The sequence below is a fragment of the Oleiphilus sp. HI0080 genome, assembly GCF_001635135.1.
On sequence record NZ_LWFU01001033.1, the window covers coordinates 1 to 575 of the forward strand.

At 51.0% G+C, this 575-nt stretch carries 1 pseudogene; it reads left to right on the top strand.

Annotated elements, in window-relative coordinates:
- Nucleotides 1-575 (top strand): annotated as a pseudogene (locus tag A3751_RS23185) (hypothetical protein); the annotation flags it as partial.

Genomic DNA, 575 nt, shown 5'->3' on the forward strand with positions numbered 1-575 from the left:
TCCAGACAACATTCCTAATGGACTGCCATTTTGCGACAACCAGGCCACGTGTCGAGGCGGCGGCTCTTTGACCTTCGCTCGCAACTTCTTCTGGAATGCCAGCCCTGTTACGGACGATATTGTTAAGTTAGATCCCGTCGACGGGGATAATCTAGAAACAGAAAACACCCTGGACACCATGCCATTCCCTTCACCACTAGGAATGACATTTGACGGCACCCATTTTTGGATCGTCGACTGGCAGTCGAACACCATCAACAAAGTACTTCCAGAAGATGGCTCGGTTATTGACACCATACCAGGCCCATCGACACTTCCGGCTTGTGGATCGCAACCCTATGACAATGTCCAATTCTGCGCACGACCATTCGGAATCGCTTGGGACGGGATCGCGCTGTGGGTAACGGAACGAGAAGAGCAACGAATTTACCGCATTAATCCGGCCAACGGCGACATACTCACCTATCTAGAGAACCCGTCTTTTCTCAATGATCCTCTCGGCCTAGCATGGGATGGCCAGTTCTTATGGGTGACTAACCGAGACAACGATAGCGCTTCGAGCATTCATAAAGTTG